General features: G+C 70.3%; 13 protein-coding genes and 1 pseudogene. 10 read left to right on the top strand and 4 right to left on the bottom strand.

Annotated features, from left to right (window positions below; translation table 11 throughout):
* The 9 genes and pseudogenes from Q0480_RS10815 to Q0480_RS10775 all read left to right on the top strand — a co-directional run.
* Positions 1–193, top strand: a pseudogene (locus Q0480_RS10815) (ABC transporter); the annotation flags it as partial.
* The gene (locus Q0480_RS10810) at positions 190–1,386 is read left to right on the top strand and encodes an ABC transporter permease (RefSeq protein ID WP_299132788.1); all 1,197 of its coding nucleotides are present in this window, start codon (positions 190–192) and stop codon (positions 1,384–1,386) included. The pseudogene Q0480_RS10815 and the gene Q0480_RS10810, both read left to right, overlap by 4 nt.
* On the top strand, positions 1,386–2,960 hold the full coding sequence (locus Q0480_RS10805) for an SUMF1/EgtB/PvdO family nonheme iron enzyme (RefSeq protein WP_299132786.1): 1,575 nt from the start codon (positions 1,386–1,388) through the stop codon (positions 2,958–2,960). Before Q0480_RS10810 ends, Q0480_RS10805 begins: the two co-directional genes overlap by 1 nt.
* A 180-nt stretch (positions 2,961–3,140) precedes the next feature.
* Positions 3,141–4,181, top strand: coding sequence for a rod shape-determining protein (locus Q0480_RS10800; RefSeq protein WP_299132784.1), 1,041 nt, complete (start codon positions 3,141–3,143; stop codon positions 4,179–4,181).
* 68 nt (positions 4,182–4,249) lie between these two features.
* The gene (mreC, locus tag Q0480_RS10795; RefSeq protein WP_299132783.1) at positions 4,250–5,167 is read left to right on the top strand and encodes a rod shape-determining protein MreC; all 918 of its coding nucleotides are present in this window, start codon (positions 4,250–4,252) and stop codon (positions 5,165–5,167) included.
* Positions 5,164–5,700: a hypothetical protein gene (locus Q0480_RS10790; protein WP_299132782.1), complete on the top strand. Its 537-nt coding sequence runs from the start codon at positions 5,164–5,166 to the stop codon at positions 5,698–5,700. Before mreC ends, Q0480_RS10790 begins: the two co-directional genes overlap by 4 nt.
* Positions 5,697–7,634: a penicillin-binding protein 2 gene (gene mrdA, locus Q0480_RS10785; protein WP_366940844.1), complete on the top strand. Its 1,938-nt coding sequence runs from the start codon at positions 5,697–5,699 to the stop codon at positions 7,632–7,634. The genes Q0480_RS10790 and mrdA overlap by 4 nt, the downstream gene beginning before the upstream one ends.
* Positions 7,631–8,779, top strand: coding sequence for a rod shape-determining protein RodA (gene rodA, locus Q0480_RS10780; RefSeq protein WP_299132781.1), 1,149 nt, complete (start codon positions 7,631–7,633; stop codon positions 8,777–8,779). Before mrdA ends, rodA begins: the two co-directional genes overlap by 4 nt.
* Positions 8,779–9,714 (top strand): glyoxylate/hydroxypyruvate reductase A, encoded by a 936-nt coding sequence (locus tag Q0480_RS10775; RefSeq protein WP_299132780.1) that lies wholly within the window; start codon positions 8,779–8,781, stop codon positions 9,712–9,714. The genes rodA and Q0480_RS10775 overlap by 1 nt, the downstream gene beginning before the upstream one ends.
* Before the next feature lie 12 nt (positions 9,715–9,726).
* Here the strand turns inward: Q0480_RS10775 and Q0480_RS10770 are convergent, their stop codons facing one another.
* From Q0480_RS10770 to Q0480_RS10755, 4 genes are all read right to left on the bottom strand, one after another.
* Complete coding sequence (locus Q0480_RS10770; protein WP_299132779.1) at positions 9,727–10,509, bottom strand: SseB family protein; 783 nt, start codon at positions 10,507–10,509, stop codon at positions 9,727–9,729.
* Between the two features lie 8 nt (positions 10,510–10,517).
* Positions 10,518–10,874, bottom strand: a complete 357-nt coding sequence (locus Q0480_RS10765) for a DUF1428 domain-containing protein (RefSeq protein WP_366940845.1) — start codon at positions 10,872–10,874, stop codon at positions 10,518–10,520.
* Between the two features lie 125 nt (positions 10,875–10,999).
* Complete coding sequence (locus tag Q0480_RS10760) at positions 11,000–11,620, bottom strand: uracil-DNA glycosylase family protein (RefSeq protein WP_299132776.1); 621 nt, start codon at positions 11,618–11,620, stop codon at positions 11,000–11,002.
* A 15-nt stretch (positions 11,621–11,635) separates the two neighbouring features.
* Complete coding sequence (locus tag Q0480_RS10755; RefSeq protein WP_299132789.1) at positions 11,636–12,349, bottom strand: CDP-alcohol phosphatidyltransferase family protein; 714 nt, start codon at positions 12,347–12,349, stop codon at positions 11,636–11,638.
* Between the two features lie 187 nt (positions 12,350–12,536).
* Here Q0480_RS10755 and Q0480_RS10750 point away from each other — a divergent pair, with 187 nt between their 5' ends.
* The gene (locus tag Q0480_RS10750; protein ID WP_299132775.1) at positions 12,537–13,319 is read left to right on the top strand and encodes a transporter substrate-binding domain-containing protein; all 783 of its coding nucleotides are present in this window, start codon (positions 12,537–12,539) and stop codon (positions 13,317–13,319) included.
* Positions 13,320–13,322: the final 3 nt, after the last annotated feature.

Here is a 13,322-nt window from a genome sequence, read left to right as displayed (position 1 = left end):
CGAAAACGCCGCCGAGGCCATGGGCCTTTTGTTCGAGGCCGGGCGCGAGGGCGGCGCGGCGGTGATCCTGTCGTCGCATGACACCGACCTGCTCGACCGCTTTCCCGTCACCCGCTACCGCCTCGAGGCGCGCGTGGAAAACCCCGGCGCCATCGTCAGCGCGCTCACCCCCGGCGCGCGGCGGGCGGCATGAGGCTCGTCATCTGGCTCGCGCTGCGCGACCTGCTGCGCGACCGGGTGCATCTCATCTGCAATGTCGCGGTCCTGGCCGGCGTGCTGGTGCCGCTGCTCGTGCTGTTCGGGGTCAAGAACGGCGTCTATCAGGCGCTGATCGGCCGGCTCCTCGACAATCCCGCGACCATGCAGATCGACACCGCCGGCAACAGCGCCTTCGGCGAGGCCGATATCGCCGAGGTGCGCGGCTGGCCCCAGACCGCCTTCGCCACGCTGAAGACCCGCGCGCTCTTCGACTATGTGAACATCCGCGCCGTCGGCGGCCGCGAGAAGCGCGAGGCGGTGCTGGAACCGACCGGAACCGGCGACCCGATCCTCGGCGGCGCGGCCTTCGGCCCCGAGGACGTGGCGATCAGCGCGGCGCTCGCGGACCAGCTGCGCCTCGCCGTCGGTTCGGAAGTCGAGCTCGTCACCCAGGCGGACGACCGGCCGCGCCAGCTGCGTCTGACCGCGACCGTGCGCCTCGTCGCTCCGGCGGAACGGCTGTCCGGGCGCGTCGTCCTCGCCGATATCGGCAAGTTGGACCTGATCGAGGCGTTCTACGATTCCTACGCCCTGCCCGACCACGGCATCACCGCCGGCAAGCCGCTGTCCGAGCGCAGCCCGAGCTTCGAGGGGATGCGGGTCTTCGCCGGCTCGCTCGAGACCGTCGCCCCGCTTCAGGCGCGGATCGAGCAGCGCTTCGGCCTCCGTACCGAAGCGCGTGTCGCGGAGATCGAAAGCACGCTGGCGCTCGGGCGCAACCTCGACCTCGCGCTGGCGCTGACCGCGACGGTGGCGGGGATCGGGCTCGCCGCCTCGCTCATCTTCGGCTTCTGGGGTGAGGTGGCGCGCAAGCGGCGGATGATCGCAACGCTCGGCCTGCTCGGCCTGCGGCCGCGCCTCGTCTCGCTGTTCCCGCTGATCCAGGGCTTCATCACGGCGGTCGCCGGACTCGCGGTGTCGTTCATCGCCTTTCTGCTCGCCGCGGCGGCGGCCGAGCGGCTGTTTGGCGGGGGGATAGCCGACGGGGGGCGCCTTGTCGTCATCGGCGGGCGCGACGCGGCGCTGATCTGCCTCGGCACCCTCGGCTTTGTCACCGCCGCCGCGCTCTTCGCCGCCCGCGCCGCCCAGCGGCTCGATCCGGCGAGTGTCCTGCGGGAATGGAGCTGATGCGCGCCGCCCTCGCGCTCGCCCTCTCCGCCCTCGCCTCCGCGGCGCTGGCCGAGGAACCGGTGCCGGCCACCGCGGCGATCAGTTGGCCGGTGGAATTCTACGACCCCGGCGCCGGGACCGCGCCGGCCGACCTCGTATTGCCGATGCCCTGCGGCGGCGCCATGGCCTTCCAGCGCGTCGGGGTGCCGGTCGATACCGCCGATCCGCTGTCGGACCGCCGGCTGCGCCTTGGCCAGTCGCAGGAACAGACCGGCTATTCCGACTATCTCCGCCCGGACTATCTGCGCGGCTCCTTTTCGGCGGCGGATGAATCCTTCTACTATATCGCCCGCTACGAACTGACCGAGGGCCAGTATCGCGCCCTGAATGGCGATTGCGCGCCACCCGAGCGCAAGGACCGGATCGCAAAGGGAGGCCTCTCCTGGTTCGAGGCGGTCGATCTCTCGCGCCGCTATTCCGAATGGCTGTTCGCCGATGCCCGCGACGCGCTGCCCCGTGACGGCGACGCGGTGGCCTTTCCGCGGCTGCCGACCGAGACCGAATGGGAATACGCCGCCCGCGGCGGCACCCGGATCGCACCGACCGATTTCCCCGGCCGCCGCTTCCAGGGCGACGCGCCGCTGCGCGACTTCGCCCTGTTTCAGGCGCCCGGCTCGGCGCGCGGCAAGCTCGGGCCGGTCGGGATCCGCAAGCCGAACCCGCTCGGCCTCTACGACATCTACGGCAATGCCGAGGAGCTGATGCTGGAGCCGTTTCGGCTGAACGCCGTCGGCCGGCCGCATGGGCAGACCGGGGGCGTCGTCACCCGCGGCGGCTCGGTGCTCTCGACCGACGATCAGATCTACAGCGCCGCCCGCACGGAATATCCGCCCTTCCGCTCCAGCGACGGTCATGCGCAGGCGGTCGATACCTTCGGCCTGCGGCTGGTACTCGGCACCCAGGTCGCATCCTCCGACGCGCGGCTGACCGAGATTCGGCGGCGCTGGATCGCGCTTGCGAACAGCGTGGCGAGCGGCGGCGCCGACCCGATGGCCGAACTGACCGCGCTGATCGACGAGGAAACCGATCCGCGCCGGCGCCAGGCGCTGACCGAAGCGCAGCTCGAATTCCGCCGCGCCCGCGACGAAGCGCGCACCGCGCTGCGCGAGGCGGCGAAATCGACACTGCTGAGCGGCGCGGTCTTCGTCGAGACGCTGACCACCAATGCCGCCGCGATCGACCAGATGCGGACCAACCTCAGCGTCGCGACCGACCTGCTGCAGGTGTCGCAGGGCGAGGAACGGCGCCAGCGCACCGAGGCGCTGAACCGCCTCGCTTCGGACCTCGAGGAACTGCGCCGGGTCGGGCGGACCTATCTGCTCTCCTTCCGCGGCGGCCTTGCCACGCTCTCGACCGAGATCGACCCGGCGGAGGCCGAGGACGCCTATGCGCTGCTGCGGCGCGAGCTGACGGATTCGGGACAGGCGCGGCTTCTGACCATGCTCGACCGCTTCTGGGCCGATCTCGTCGAGTTCCGCGCCCATCCCGACATGGACGAAGCAGCGCTTCTCGCCCTCGCGCGACGGCCCTGACGCGCCGCGCCGCCCGTTCTGTGTGCGGGAAAACAACACTTCAACTAAAAGTTGAGCTTTGCCGCCGGAATCCCCTCTCCCTCCCTTTACCATGGTCGCTTCGCGGGCCATAACGGCGCCGAGGTCCGGGCGCGGCGAGCTCAAGAACAGCCGGGTCGAGTGTTTGAAGGGCGAGATGCGATGTTTGGCGGATTGAGCGGACTTTTCTCGTCCGACATGGCGATTGACCTCGGGACGGCCAACACGCTGATCTATGTGAAGGGCAAGGGCATCGTCCTGAACGAGCCCTCGGTCGTCGCCTATTCGATCAAGGACGGCAAGAAGCGGGTGCTGGCGGTCGGCGAGGAAGCCAAGCTGATGCTCGGCCGCACGCCGGGCTCGATCCAGGCGGTCCGGCCGATGCGCGACGGCGTCATCGCCGATTTCGACGTCGCCGAGGAAATGATCAAGTTCTTCATCCGCAAGGTGCATCGCCGCGGCAACTGGGCGAAGCCGAAGATCATCTGCTGCGTGCCGCATGGCGCGACCCCGGTCGAGAAACGCGCGATCCGCGAGAGCATGATGGCCGCCGGCGCCCGCAAGGCCGGGCTGATCGCGGAACCGATCGCGGCGGCCATCGGCGCCGGCATGCCGATCACCGAGCCGACCGGCAACATGGTGGTCGATATCGGCGGCGGCACCACCGAGGTGGCGGTGCTGTCGCTCGGCGACGTGGTCTATGCCCGCTCGGTACGGGTCGGCGGCGACCGGATGGACGAGGCGGTGATCGCCTATCTTCGGCGCCAGCACAACCTTCTGGTCGGCGAGGCGACGGCGGAGCGGATCAAGACGACGATCGGCACAGCGCGCATGCCCGAGGACGGCCGCGGCGCGCGGATGGACGTGCGCGGGCGCGATCTCCTGAACGGCGTGCCGAAGGAGATGGAGGTCAGCCAGGGCCAGATCGCCGAGGCGCTGGCCGAGACGGTGCAGACCATCGTCGAGGCGGTGATGGTGGCGCTGGAACAGACCCCGCCCGATCTCGCCGCCGACATCGTGGACCGGGGCGTGATCCTGACCGGCGGCGGCGCCCTGCTCGGCGATCTCGACCTCGCGCTGCGCGAGCAGACGGGGCTGTCGATCACGGTGGCCGAGGATTCGCTGAATTGCGTGGCACTCGGCACCGGCAAGTCGCTGGAATTTGAAACCCAGCTCTCCCATGTGATAGACTTCGGTACCTGAGGGCGGCGCGAGACCGGTCCGGGACCGGGTCGCCCCAGCGGCGGCCAACCTGAGGCATAGGCACGAGCGTGGCGTTTCAGAACGGCTCCTCACCCGACTATCTGAGCGGCGTTCGCCGGGTCCTGCTCGGCGTGGCCTGCGTCCTGCTGCTCGCCGTGTTCCTGGTCTGGCGGATCGACAACGCGCGGGTCGAGGCCTTGCGCATGAGCCTCGTCGACCGGCTGGTGCCGAGCTTCGACTGGACGCTGCGCCCGATCGCCGGCGCCACCCACATGGTCGCCGATCTGCGCGCCTATTCCCGGGTCTATGAACAGAACGAGGAGCTGCGCCGCGAGTTGCAGCGGATGCAGGGGTGGCGCGAGGCGGCGCTGCAGCTCGAACAGAAGAACGCCCGCCTGCTCGCCCTCAACAACGTCCGGCTGAGCCCGCGGATGACCTTCGTCACCGCCGAGGTGCTGTCGGATTCGGGTTCGCCCTTTCGCCGCTCGGTGATGGTGAATGTCGGGCGCGCGGACGGGGTCACGGACGGCTCGGCGGTGGTCGATGGGCTCGGCCTCGTCGGGCGCGTCGCGGGCGTCGGCGAACGTTCCGCCCGCGTCATCCTGCTCAACGACGGATCGAGTCGCGTGCCGGCCTCGGTCCTGCCCTCCGGTCAGCGGGCGCTGGTCGCGGGCGACAACAGCCTCGCGCCCACCGTCGAATTCCTTGACCAGGCCGATGAGCTCAGCCCCGGCGACCGCGTCGTCTCCTCGGGCGACGGCGGGCTCTATCCGCCGGACCTGCTGATCGGCCAGATCGTCGTCGCGGCCGACGGCCGCCAGCGCGTACGCCTCGCAGCCGACAACCGCCGCCTGGAATTCGTCCGCGTGCTGCGCAATCCGCCGCCCGCGCCGGTCATCGGACCGGGCGAGTTGATCGGCCCGGTCCAGCCCGCGCCGGAAGGCACTCCCGTCGCCGCCGGCGACAGCGCCGGAGCCACCCGATGAGCGCCTCCCGCCTCGCCCCCCTGACCGAACGGATCGCCCTGCCGTTGCTCGGGATCGTCGCGATCTACGCCGCCCTCCTGCCGTTTTCGCCGGGCAGTGGCGCGCCGGTGCCCGACATTCTCTATTGCCTCGTCATCGCCTGGGTGCTCCGCCGCCCTGCGAGCGCGCCACTCGCCGTCGTCCTCGGCCTCGGCCTGCTCGCCGACTTCCTGCTGAGCCGGCCGATCGGCCTCGGCGCGCTCGGTCTCGTGCTCGCCTCCGAGATCATCCGCGGCCGCGCCGGCCTCTTGCGCGGCGTGCCCTTCGTCCTCGAATGGATCGCAGCGATGGTGCTCTTCGTCGCCATGCTCGCCGTCGAGACCCTTGTCTTGCGTGTCAGCTTCGCCGATGCGCCGGGTCTCGCGCCGCTCGGCTGGCATATCGCGGCGACGGTGGCGATCTATCCCTTCGTCGCGCTGCTCCTCATCCTCTGCCTCGGTTTCGCCGCGCCTCGCGCGACGCCGGTCGGCACCCGCCTCGGACGCCTGTCGTGAAACCCGGGCCGAACGCCCCGCCGCCCCGGATCACCCGCCGCGGCCTCATGCTGCTCGGCATCCAGCTCGGCGTCGTCGGCGTGCTCGGCTGGCGGATGCGCGATCTTCAGATCGAGCAGAACGAGCATTTCGCCATGCTCGCGGACGAAAACCGCATCAACCTGCGGCTGATCCCGCCGGCGCGCGGCATCATCTACGACCGCAATGGCGCGCCGCTGGCCGTCAATCGCCAGAACTACCGCGTCACCATGGTCCGCGAGCAGGCCAAGGACCCCGCCGCCGTGCTCGCCCGTCTCGCCGAGATCATCGACCTGCCGCCCGAGGCCCGCGAAAAGGCGCTGCGCGAGATGGAGGGCCGCAGCGCCTTCGTCCCCGTCGTCGTCGCCGAGCATCTGGTCTGGGACGACCTTGTGCGCGTCTCGGCCAATACCCCGATCCTGCCCGGCGTGCTGACCGAGGTCGGGCTCAGCCGCTACTATCCGCACGGCGGCGATACCGGGCATATCGTCGGCTATGTCGGCCCGGTCTCGGAAAGCGACCTGGCCAAGCTCGAAAGCCCCGATCCTCTCCTGCAGATTCCGCGATTCCAGATCGGCAAGACCGGGATCGAACAGCGGATGGAGGCCGACCTGCGCGGCCACGCCGGGACGCTCAAGATCGAGGTCAGCGCCGCCGGCCGGGTGATGCGCGAGCTCGGCCGGGTCGAAGGCACCGCCGGTGGCGACCTTACCCTCACCCTCGACGAGAACCTGCAGACCTACGCCATGCGGCGCATGGCCGGCGAAAGCGCGGCGTCGGTGGTGATCGATGTCTCCAACGGCGACATCGTCGCCCTCGCCTCCTCGCCGGGATTCGATCCGAACCTCTTCGTCTTCGGCATCGGCGGGCGCGACTGGAACGCGCTGCTGCATGACGAATACCGCCCGCTGGCGGCCAAGGCGGTGACCGGCGCCTATCCGCCCGGCTCGACCTTCAAGCCGGTGGTCGCCCTCGCCGGACTGACGGCGGGAACCCTTCGCCCCGGCGACAGCGTGCATTGCCCGGGCTTTACCAGCCTTGGCAACCGGCGCTTCCATTGCTGGAAGCACGGCGGCCACGGATCGGTCGACCTGCGCAAGAGCCTCTCCCAGTCCTGCGACTGCTACTACTACGAGGTCGCGCGCCGGACCGGAGCGGATGCGATCTCGGAAATGGCGCACCGGCTCGGCCTCGGCTACCGGCACGACCTGCCGCTGCCCGCCGTGGCCGAGGGGCTGATGCCCGACAGCGCCTGGAAGAAGGCGAACCGGGGCGAGTCCTGGACCACCGGCGACAGCTTCAACTACGGCATCGGCCAGGGCTTCACCCTCGCCTCGCCGCTGCAACTCGCGGTCATGGCCTCGCGCGTCGCCACCGGCGTCGAGGTGGTGCCGCGCATCGTCAAGGCGGTGGGTGGCGTCGAGATCCCGGTCGCGCCCCGGAAGTCGCTCGGCCTCGATCCGGCACATCTGCGCGCGGTACAGGGCGGGATGTTCGCGGTGTCGAACGAGGGCACCGCCTATCGCTCGCGCTCGGCCGAGCCGCTGATGGCCGGCAAGACCGGCACCAGCCAGGTGCGCGTCATCACCGCCGCCGAGCGCGCGGCCGGCGTCACCAAGAACGAGCAGCTGCCCTGGGGCCGGCGCGACCATGCCTTGTTCATCGCCTACGCGCCCGCCGACAATCCGCGCTATGCCATCGCCCAGATCGTCGAGCATGGCGGCGGCGGCTCGGCCGTCGCGGCGCCGATCGCGCGCGACATCCTGCTCTACGCCGTCTATGGCGGCCTGCCGCCGCTCAGCGCCTATCCACCGGAGCAGCGCGGCAAGATCGAGGACGAGCGCGCCAGGATGCCCGCCGCCGAAGCGGCGCCGCCGGTGCCTCTGCCCCCCGGCCAGCGGCGGAACCGGGCATGATTCTCGGCGACGCGCCCGGTCGGGGCATGCCGCGCGGCCTCGCCAAGGTCGCCGCGCTGAACTGGCCGCTGATCCTCGTGCTCTGCGCGGTGGCGGGCGCCGGGTTTCTCATGCTCTTTTCGGTCGCCGGCGGCGCGCTCGACCCCTGGGCGCGGCCGCAGATGATGCGTTTCGCCCTCGGCCTCTGCGTGATGTTCGTGATCGCCATGATCGACATCCGCTTCTGGAAGGCAATGTCGCCGCTGGCCTATGTCGTCTCGTTCCTGCTCCTGCTCTATGTCGAGCTTGCCGGGCATGTCGGCATGGGCGCGCAGCGCTGGATCAATCTCGGCTTCATGGTCCTGCAGCCGTCCGAGATGATGAAGATCGCGCTCGTGATGCTGCTCGCGGCCTATTATTCCTGGCTCGATCCGGCCAAGGTGTCGCGGCCGCTCTGGGTGGTCCCGCCGCTGGTCCTGATCCTGGCGCCGGTCGCGCTCGTGCTGACCCAGCCCGACCTCGGCACCTCGATCATGCTGCTCGCCGGCGGCGGCGCGGTGATGTTCCTCGCCGGCGTCAGCCTCTGGTATTTCGGCGCGGCGATCGCGGCGGCGGTCGGGCTGGTGACGGTGGTCCTGGAATCACGCGGCACCGACTGGCAGCTGCTGCGCGATTATCAGTTCAACCGGATCGACACCTTCCTCGACCCGTCGAAGGACCCGCTCGGCACCGGCTATCACATCACCCAGGCGCAGATCGCGCTCGGCTCGGGCGGACTCGCCGGTCGGGGCTACATGCAGGGCACCCAAAGCCGGCTGAACTTCCTGCCGGAGAAGCACACCGATTTCATCTTCACCACGCTCGCCGAGGAATTCGGCTTCATGGGCTCGATCGCGCTCCTCATCCTGTTCACGCTGGTCGTGGTGTTCTGCGTGTCGAGCGCGGTCTCGAACCGCGACCGGTTCGGCGCGCTCCTGACCGGCGGCGTCGGCGCGACCTTCTTCTTCTTCTTCGCGGTGAACATGGGCATGGTGATGGGGCTGATGCCGGTGGTCGGTGTGCCCCTGCCCCTCGTCTCCTATGGCGGCTCGGCGATGCTGGTGCTGATGGCGGCGTTCGGCCTCGCCCAGAGCGCGCATGTCCACCGCCCGCGGGCGCGGGACTGATGGCGCGGCTGCTGTTCTCCGCGCCGCCGGAATGGTGGCCGCTCTATCGCGAGCCGTTGCTCCGCGCCTGCGCCGACCGCGGACTCGAGGTCGCGCTGACCGACGATCCGGCGGAGCCGACGGGGTTCGACTATCTCATCTATCGGCCCGGCGGCCCGGTGACGGATTTCACCCGCTTTGCCAACCTCAAGGCGGTGCTCAGCCTCTGGGCCGGGGTCGAGCGCATCGCGGGCGACGCCACCTTGCGCGTTCCGCTCTGCCGCATGGTGGACGAGAGCCTGACGCGGGGCATGGTGGAATGGGTGACAGGCCATGTCCTGCGCTATCACCTCGGGATCGACGCGCATCTCGCCGGCCAGGACGGGGTCTGGCGCAACGCCGTCGTCCCGCCGCTCGCGACGCACCGCGGAGTCGGGTTGCTCGGCCTCGGCGTGCTCGGGACGGCGGTGGCGGAGGCGCTCGCCGGCTTCGGTTTCGCGGTGCAAGGCTGGAGCCGCCGGCCGCGCGCCCCGGGCGACTTTGCGACCCATTCCGGCGCCGACGGCCTCGCGACGCTGCTCTCCCGGTCCGAGATCCTCGTCTGCCTGCTGCCGGCGACGCCGGACACCGAGAACCTGCTGGACGCGGGGCATCTCGCCCTGCTGCCCCGCGGCGCGCGCCTGATCAACGCCGGCCGCGGCACGCTGATCGACGACGACGCGCTGCTGTCCGCCCTCGACGCGGGCCACCTCGCCCATGCGACGCTGGACGTCTTCCGCCAGGAGCCGCTGCCGCCCGGCCATGCCTACTGGGCACATCCCCGCGTGACGGTAACACCGCACGTCGCGGCGGAGACCCGGCCGGACACCGCCTCGCAAGCCATCGCCGAGAACATCCGCCGCGGCGAGGCGGGCCTGCCCCTGCTCCATGTCGTCGACCGCGCGCACGGATACTGAGCGCCGGCAGGATCAGCGCAGGATCGGCGGGCGGTTCGGGTCCGAGCCGGGGGGCGCGGGGGTCACTGGCGTGACCGGTTCCGGGCGGGGAAGCTCGAATTCCAGGCCGAGGCGGCGGATCGGGTCAAGCACCGCGGCGCCGTCTTCGGGGAAGGCGACGTCGAGGCCCGCTGCGAGGCCGCCGAAGCGGGCGGCTTCGGCCAGAGCCGCCGCGACGCCAACACGGGCCGCCTCCGGCACGCCGACCAGGGCGAGCATCGGCCGCTCCTCGCCGGCGTCGAACCGCGCGGTCACCAGATAGGCCGCGCCGATCACCGGAGCCATGGCCGCGAGCTTCGGATCGAGCGCGGCGATCAGCCCGGGCTCCACCCGCGGCGCCGAGATCTCGCGCGGCGGCGCGGCGGGTTCGGGCGCCGCGGCGGCGGCGAGGTCGGCCATCCAGTCGATCGCCCCGGCGGGCAACAGCGTCGCCGATGGCGCCTCGCCGAGGTTCAGTCCCAGGCCGAGCCCACGCCGCGCCAGCAACTCGACCAGCCGCCGCCCCGACAAAGCGGCGAACGGCATCGGTGCCTCGAAGAAGGCCGCGAGCCGGTCGTCGCGATCGAAGGCGAGCACGAACCGCCCCTCGTCGAGCTCGAAGACACGGGGGCGCAGGCTCTCGCCTTCCGGCTCTTCCTCGAGCAGCAGCAGAAGCTCCGCGTCGAGCAGCCGTTCGTGAAAGCGCAGGCGCGCCGCCTCGCTGTCCGGATCGGCCGCCTGCGCGCGGAAGGCGGCGTCGATCGGGGTTTCCGCCACCGCCACGCTCAGGCCCGGACCAGCACGTCGAAGCCGCCGAAGATCATGCGCTTTGCGTCGAACGGCATGCTGGCGGGGTCGATCGCCTTCATCCGCGGATCCTCCATCACCTTCACATTGGCCGCGTCCCGCGCCGCGCGCGACGGATAGAGCACCCAGGAGAAGACCACGGTCTCGCCCGGTTCGAGCTTCACCGCCAGGGGAAAGGACGTGAGCTTCCCCTCCGGCACATCCTCGCCCCAGCATTCCACCACTTCGAGCGCGCCGTGTTCCTTGAACACCGCGGCGGCGTCGCGGGCCAGCGCCTCGTATTCGGCACGCTTGCCGGTCGGGACCGCGATCAGATAGCCGTCGACGTAACCCATGGTCGCCTCCTCGTCGCTGGAGCGGTTCCCCATCAGGCGGAATCGCCTGATGGTCAGGAAATCGCGCAGGTTCAAAGCCCTGGGCGATCGGGCTTCGCCGCGTCGGACTCCGTTCCTGCGCAGTTCTAGACCCCGGCGAGCAGGCTGGAAACCCGCCCCCGCAATTCGGGCAGCAACTCCTCGGCGAACCACGGGTTCCGCCGCAGCCAGCCCGTGTTGCGCCAGGAAGGATGCGGGAGCGGCAGGATCCCCGGCCCGAAGGCGCGCCAGTTCGCCACCGTCGCCGTCACTCCGGCCCGCGCGGCCGCGCCGAGATGCCAGCGCTGCGCGTGGCCGCCGATCAGCAGCACGAGCCGGACCCCGGGCATCGCCTCCAGCGCCCGGGCGCGCCAGGTCGTGGCGCAGATCGGTGGCGGCGGCAGGTCGGAGCCCTTGGCGTCGTAGCCCGGAAAGCAGAAGGCCATCGGCAGCACGCCGAACCGCGCGCGATCGTAGAAGCAGGCGCGGTCGACGCCCATCCAGTCGCGCAGCCGGTCGCCCGACGCATCGTCGAAGGGCAGGCCGCCCGCATGGACCCTGGCGCCCGGCGCCTGACCCGCGGCGAGGATCGGCGCCACGGCCGACAGCCAGGGCACGGGACGCGGCGCATGGGCGGTCCGGGTCGCGGCGAAGCGCGGGGCGCAGATCCGGCAGGCCCGGATCTCGGCGACCAATGGATCGAGCACGCTGGGTGATTCGACTGCCACGACGCGCCCCCGGCCCTACTCGGCGCTGACGACCTTTTCCCGCGTCGGCAGCGCCTGCATGACCATGCCGACGAAGAGCAGCCAGACGCTGGTCAGCAACAGGCCGAGCCGCACGGCCGAGGGCGGGTCGAAATGCGTCCAGGCCGACCAGGCGGCGAACATCCCCCAGAGCAGCAGCACCGGCAGGTTCACCGCGCGCCAGCGATCGGTCCGTACCGGATGGATGAATTTCAGCGGCGTGAACTGCGCCACCGCGAGGATCACCACGATTGCCATCGTCGCCCAGACCGGCGGGGTGAAGACGAGAAGCACCAGCACAAGCATCTGCCAGGCCGCCGGAAATCCGACGAAGCAATTGTCCGGCGCCTTCATCCGCACGTCGGCGAAATAGACGACGCCGGTCAGCGCGATCAGGAGCGCGGCGATCAGGCCAAGCGGGCTCGGCAGCAGGTCGGAATAGATGAGCGCATAGGCCGGGATGAAGACATAGTTGAGATAGTCGATGACGAGATCGAGCGTCGCCCCGTCCCAGTTGCTGGCATTGTTCTTGGTATCGACCTTGCGCGCCAGCGGGCCGTCGATGCCATCGACGATGAAGGCGGCGAGCAACCAGCCGTACATCGCGGGCCAGGCTCCCTGGGTCGCGGAGACGAGCGCCAGAAGAGCCAGCGCGGCGCCGGAGCCGGTCAGCAGATGCACCGAGAAGGCAAGCGGCTTCGTCTTCTTCATCGTCACCAGATAGTCGCAAATCAGCGCGACATAAAGCCTGTTTCGCCGAAGCGGCCCGCCCCGCGCGGACCCGCGGGGGTGGTCGCATTTGGCCGGCATTCGTCCCGGACCCGTTCGCGGGCTTGCCCTGCCCGGCGGGCTGTCCCATTGTCGGCCGCGTCCCTCCCCTCCGCCCAAGGCCACGCCCATGCGCCCCCTGCTGATCGCCCTCCTCGCGCTCCTGCCGCTGCCCGCTTTCGCCGACCTGCCCGATCTCGCGGGCCGCGAGGTGGTGGTGGTGACCGAGAACGCCTATCCGCCGCTCCAATTCGTGGCGCCCGGCACCGGCGAGGCGATCGGCTGGGAATATGATGCGATGGCCGACATCGCGCGGCGGCTGAACTTCAAGCTCGCTTACGCCAATTCGAGCTGGGACGCGATGATCCCCGCCGTCTCGGAGGGCCAGTACGACATCGGCATGACCGGCATCACCATCCGCGACGACCGGGCCGAGCAGGTGGATTTCTCCGACCCCTACATGCGCTCGGAGACCTTCATGCTGGTGCGCGCCGACGAGACCCGCTTCACCGACGAGGCGAGCTTCATCGCCGGGCCGGACGACCTGCTGATCGGCGCCCAGGCCGGGACAACGCCCTTCTATGTCGCGGTCTACGACCTGCTCGACGGCAACGAGGCCAACCCCCGGATCAAGCTCTTCGAGACCTTCGGCGCCTCGGCGCAGGCGCTCCGCGCCGGCGACGTCGATCTCGTCCTCACCGACAGCACCGGCGGCAAGGGCTATGTCGACGCCAATCCGGGCGTCTTCAAGCTCACCGGCGAGGCCATGGGCGCCGAGGATTTCGGCTTCATCTTCCCCAAGGGCTCGGATCTCGTCGCACCGGTCAACGAAGCGATCGCCGAGATGAAGGCCGACGGCACGCTCGACAAGCTGAACACCAAATGGTTCCTCGACTACAAGGCGGGCCAGTAGGCC

Source organism: uncultured Amaricoccus sp. (genome assembly GCF_937891315.1).
Taxonomy (GTDB): Bacteria; Pseudomonadota; Alphaproteobacteria; order Rhodobacterales; family Rhodobacteraceae; genus Amaricoccus.
This window is presented reverse-complemented; position numbering and strand designations above follow the sequence as displayed.

Excerpts from the sequence above, each read along its gene's own strand:
- Q0480_RS10810 (WP_299132788.1), top strand. The coding sequence starts at position 190 with ATGAGGCTCGTCATCTGGCTCGCGCTGCGCGACCTGCTGCGCGACCGG.
- Q0480_RS10805 (WP_299132786.1), top strand. The coding sequence starts at position 1,386 with ATGCGCGCCGCCCTCGCGCTCGCCCTCTCCGCCCTCGCCTCCGCGGCG.
- Q0480_RS10800 (WP_299132784.1), top strand. The coding sequence starts at position 3,141 with ATGTTTGGCGGATTGAGCGGACTTTTCTCGTCCGACATGGCGATTGAC.
- Q0480_RS10790 (WP_299132782.1), top strand. The coding sequence starts at position 5,164 with ATGAGCGCCTCCCGCCTCGCCCCCCTGACCGAACGGATCGCCCTGCCG.
- rodA (WP_299132781.1), top strand. The coding sequence starts at position 7,631 with ATGATTCTCGGCGACGCGCCCGGTCGGGGCATGCCGCGCGGCCTCGCC.
- Q0480_RS10775 (WP_299132780.1), top strand. The coding sequence starts at position 8,779 with ATGGCGCGGCTGCTGTTCTCCGCGCCGCCGGAATGGTGGCCGCTCTAT.
- Q0480_RS10765 (WP_366940845.1), bottom strand. The coding sequence starts at position 10,874 with ATGGGTTACGTCGACGGCTATCTGATCGCGGTCCCGACCGGCAAGCGT.
- Q0480_RS10755 (WP_299132789.1), bottom strand. The coding sequence starts at position 12,349 with ATGAAGAAGACGAAGCCGCTTGCCTTCTCGGTGCATCTGCTGACCGGC.
- Q0480_RS10750 (WP_299132775.1), top strand. The coding sequence starts at position 12,537 with ATGCGCCCCCTGCTGATCGCCCTCCTCGCGCTCCTGCCGCTGCCCGCT.